Origin of the sequence: Micromonospora sp. M51, from assembly GCF_018070305.1 — a bacterium.
Lineage (GTDB): Bacteria > Actinomycetota > Actinomycetes > Mycobacteriales > Micromonosporaceae > Micromonospora > Micromonospora parva.
In genome coordinates, this window is sequence record NZ_JAGPXZ010000494.1 from 1 (window position 1) to 4718 (window position 4718).

Genomic DNA, 4718 nt, shown 5'->3' on the forward strand with positions numbered 1-4718 from the left:
GCATCCGGCAGGAACGCAAACCGGCCAGCGTCGCCATGCACACCCGGGGAATCGACCCGCAGGTCGCGGCCTCGGCCATCGAGGCGGTGCTCAACGGCCCGGCCACGTTCGACGGCGTCACGGTGACCCAGGGCAAGGAGGTCATCGAGCTCTCCGTGGTGGCCACCCACAAGGGCACCGCTGTCGACCAGCTCCGGACCCAGCTCGCCGCCAGCGCGGTGCTGTTCATCGGCGACGACATCACCGACGAGAACGCGTTCGGCAACCTGCACGGCCCCGACCTCGGCATCAAGATCGGCCCCGGTGACACCCAGGCCGGCTACCGGGTGGCCGACCCGCTGGAGGCCGCGCGGGCACTCGCGCTGCTGCTGGAGACCCGCCGGCACTGGCTGTTCGGCGAGCGGGCGGTGCCGATCGAGCGGCACTCCATGCTGGCCAACGGTCGTACCGTCGCGTTGCTCACCCCCGAGGCCAAGGTGAGCTGGCTCTGCCACCCCAAGCCGGACTCGGCGGCGATCTTCGCCGATCTGGTCGGTGGCAGCCCGGCCGGCCACTTCAGCATCGTCCCGGAACGCGGCGGCATCCCGCTGGGTCAGCGCTACCGCTCCGGCACGATGACAGTGGAGACCCGCTGGTCCGGGCTCACCGTCACCGACTGGTTGGACAAGCCGGCCCGGGAGACCACCCCGGACGGCCCGGCGGTCGTCACCGGTGACTCGACCCTGCTCCGGGTGCTGACCGGCGGCGGCAAGGCCCGGGTGGAGTTCGCACCGCGGCCGGAGTTCGGCCAGGTGGCCGTGCAGTTGCAGCCACTCGGCGACGGCCTGCTGGTGCTCGGCTCCAACGAGCCGGTCGCGCTCTACTCCCCCGGCGTGCAGTGGGAGGTCGGCAACGACGGCGGGTACGAGACCGCCAAGGCGATCGTCGACCTCTCCGCGGCCGGCGGACAGGTCGTGCTGGAGCTGCGCTTCGGCACGCACAGCCTGGAACATCACCGGGTGCCGATCCACGAGCGTCAGGCCGCCGCCGAGCAGCCGTGGAAGGACTGGGTGGCCTCGCTGCGGCTGCCGTCCACCGCTCGTGACCTGGTCGCGCGCAGCGCCCTCACCCTGCGCGGGCTCTGCCACGAGGCCACTGGCTCGATCCTGGCCGCGGCGACCACCTCGCTCCCCGAGGAGCTGGGCGGCGTCCGCAACTGGGACTACCGCTACTGCTGGCTGCGCGACGCCGCGCTGACCGCCCGCGCCCTGGTCGACCTGGGCTCCGTCGAGGAGGCCGAGGCGCTGCTGCGCTGGGTGGACGGCTGCATCGAGCGCACCGGCGGGCACCCGGAGCGGCTGCACCCGCTCTACACCATCGACGGTTACGAGCTGGGCGCCGAGGCGGTCATCGACACGCTGCCCGGGTACGCCGGCTCCCGGCCGGTCCGGGTCGGCAACCTCGCCAACCACCAGTTGCAGCTGGACGTCTTCGGCCCGATCGCCGACCTGATCGCGGCCGTCGCCGACGCCCGCGGCTCGGTCCGCGACGACGAGTGGCGGGTCCTGGAGAACATGGTCGAGGCGGTCCGCCGCCGCTGGCACGAGCCCGACCACGGCATCTGGGAGGCCCGGCTGCCACCCCGGCACCACGTGTTCTCCAAGGTGATGTGCTGGATGACGGTCGACCGGGCGCTGCACGTGATGCGCCAGCACGGCGGCGAGGACCGGCCCGAGTGGAAGGACCTGCGGGACCGGATCGGCGCCAACGTGCTGGAGCACGGCTGGCACTCCGACGTCGAGGCGTACAGCGTCGCGTACGGGGACGAGGACATGGACGCCTCGTCGCTCTGGATCGGCCTCTCCGGCCTGCTCCCGGGCGACGACCCGCGCTTCCTGTCCACAGTCCTGCGGATCGAGGCGGACCTGCGCAGCGGCCCGGTCGTCTACCGCTACCACTGGGACGACGGCCTGCCCGGCCGCGAGGGCGGTGTCCACATCTGCACGGCGTGGCTGATCGAGGCGTACCTGCGCACCGGTCGGCGCACCGACGCCGAGGAGCTGTTCGCGCAGATGGTGCTCACCGCCGGCCCGACCGGCCTGCTCCCCGAGCAGTACGACCCGCTGGCCGAGCGCGGCCTGGGCAACCACCCGCAGGCGTACAGCCACCTCGGGCTGATCCGCTGTGCCCTGCTGCTGGCCAACATGCGCAAGCAGTAGTCGACCGACAGACCACGCCGGGCCGGAGCAGCGCTGCTCCGGCCCGTCGTCTGTGCCGGCACCGCCACGTCGCCGGCCCGCTGTCCTGACCCTCGCCGCACCGGCCATCGCTGGCAATCTTGGACAGTTTCCGTCAGCACGTGACGGAAACTGTCCAAGATCTCGTCCGTGAGCACCCTGGCACGCCCGACCGGTGTCGCCGGCGCGGTCGGAACGGACCCTCAGCCGTCGAGCGTGCCCACCACGTCTCCCACCACGACGACGGCGGGCGGGCGAAGGTCGGCGGCGAGCAGGTCGGCGGCCACCTCGCCCAGCGTGGACCGCAGGACGCGTTGGGTGCCGGTGGTGGCTTCCTGGACGACGGCGGCCGGCGTCTGCGGCGGCCGACCGTGGGCGATCAGGGTGGCAGTGATGGCAGCGAGGTTCTTCAGCCCCATCAGGATCACCAGGGTGCCGTGCAGACCGGCGAGGGCGTCCCAGCGCACCAGCGAGGCCGGCGAGTCGGGTGCCAGGTGCCCGGAGACCACTGTGAACTCGTGCGCCACCCCCCGATGGGTGACCGGAATCCCGGCCGCCGCCGGGGCGGCGATCGAACTGGTCACCCCGGGGACCACTGTCACCGGCACACCGGCCGCCGCGCAGGCCAGCAACTCCTCACCACCGCGCCCGAAGACGTACGGGTCGCCGCCCTTGAGCCGGACCACGACGGCGCCGGCCAGGGCCCGGTCGACCAGGATCTGGTTGATCTCCTCCTGAGCCCGGGACGGGCCGTAGGGGATCTTCGAGGCGTCCACCAGCTCGACGTCCGGGCGCAGCTCGTCCAGGAGGAGGCCGGGCACCAGCCGGTCAGCGACCACCACGTCCGCCTCGGTGAGCAGCCGCCAGCCCTTGACCGTGATCAGCTCGGGATCACCAGGCCCCGCCCCGACCAGCGCCACCCGCCCGGCCCGCCGCCCACCGCCCGCACCGCCCGCACCGCCCGCGCTGGCCGCACCGGTCGCGCCGCCCGCGCCGGCCGCGCCGACCCCGTCGGTCCCACCTCTCGCACCGCCCGAAGAGCCGGGCCGGCCCCGCGTCGAAGCGGTCCCGTCCGATCCCAGGCGGACCGCGAGCAGGTCGCGGATCGCGTCACGGACGGTCATCGCCCGTCGGGGGTCGCCGCCGCCGAGCACCGCCACGGTGACCGGGCCGTGCCGGGTCACCGCCGGGGTCCAGGCGGTGGCGGCCGTGCGGTCGTCGGCCCGGACGCAGAAGATCCGCCGCTCGGCGGCGACGGCGCTCACCGAGGCCGCCGCCATCGGGTCGTCGATGGCGACCTGGACCAGCCAGGCGCCGTCCAGGTCCTCCGGTTCGAACCGGCGCGGCACCCAGTGCAGTCGCCCCGCGTCGACCTGGGCGCGCAGCGCCGGGGTCAGTTCCGGGGCCACCAGCAGGACGTCCGCACCGGCGTCCAGCAGCGCGGGCACCCGCCGGGTGGCGACCGTGCCGCCGCCCACCACCACCACCCGTCGCCCGTGCAGGCGCAGGCCGAGCGGGTACGGGTTGGCGGTCATGCCGCACCGCCGGGGCGGACGGCTCGTTCGTCGCGCGCTGTCACTTCTCGGCCACCCCGGCGGAGTCGAAGGTGGCCACCTCGTGCAGCACCCGGACCGCGCCGGTGACCACTGGCAGCGCCAGCAGCGCGCCGGTGCCCTCGCCGAGGCGCAGCCCCAGGTCGATCAGCGGGTCGAGCCCGAGGTGGCGCAGCGCCACTGTGGCACCGGGCTCGGCCGAGCGGTGGCCGGCGACCATCGCGCAGACCGCAGCCGGGGCGAACGCGGCGGCGGCGAGGGCGGCCGAGACCCCGATCACGCCGTCCAGCAGCACCGGCGTGCGGCGCGCCGCGGCACCCAGGATCAGCCCGGCCAGGGCGGCGTGCTCCAGGCCACCGACGGCGGCCAGCACCCCCAGCGGGTCGGCCGGGTCGGGGGTGTGCCGGGCCAGCGCGGCCCGCACCACCGCCACCTTGTGGGCGTACGTCGGGTCGTCGACGCCGGTGCCCCGACCGGTGGCGTCGAGCGCGTCGACGCCGGTGAACGCGGCGATCAGCGCGGCGGCAGGGGTGGTGTTGCCGATGCCCATGTCTCCGGTGAGCAGGATGCCGGCACCGGCGTCGATCAGCTCGTCGGCGATGCGGATGCCGGTCTGTACCGCCGCCAGCGCCTCGTCCCGGGTCAGCGCGGTGGTCACAGTGAAATCGCTGGTGCCCCGGCGGACCGACGCGACGACCAGCCGGGGCACTGCCGGGTCGAGCACTGCCGGACCGGTGACCGCTAAGTCGAGCACCGCCGGGTCGGAACCGGCCGGCGCGGCGGCCGGGTCGGTGGCCAGCGGGGTGGCCACGCCGACGTCGACGACGGTGACCGAGGCACCGGCCTGCCGGGCGAACGCGTTGACCACCGCACCGCCGGCCAGGAAGTTGCCGATCATCTGCGCGGTGACCTCCTGCGGCCAGGGGCTGACCCCCTGGGCGTGCACCCC

General features: G+C 74.4%; 3 protein-coding genes. 1 reads left to right on the forward strand and 2 read right to left on the reverse strand.

Features of this window, described 5'->3' with window-relative positions; all coding sequences use genetic code 11:
• Positions 1 to 2198: trehalase-like domain-containing protein (locus tag KBX53_RS22890; protein WP_210861563.1), on the forward strand; the 2198-nt coding region annotated here is incomplete at its 5' end.
• A 221-nt stretch (positions 2199 to 2419) separates the two neighbouring features.
• Here KBX53_RS22890 and cobA read toward each other — a convergent pair.
• Both cobA and KBX53_RS22900 read right to left on the reverse strand, forming a co-directional pair.
• Positions 2420 to 3751, reverse strand: coding sequence for a uroporphyrinogen-III C-methyltransferase (cobA, locus tag KBX53_RS22895; protein ID WP_210861565.1), 1332 nt, complete (start codon positions 3749 to 3751; stop codon positions 2420 to 2422).
• A gap of 40 nt (positions 3752 to 3791) precedes the next feature.
• A partial coding sequence (locus tag KBX53_RS22900; RefSeq protein ID WP_210861567.1) for a nicotinate-nucleotide--dimethylbenzimidazole phosphoribosyltransferase occupies positions 3792 to 4718 on the reverse strand: 927 nt, incomplete at its 5' end.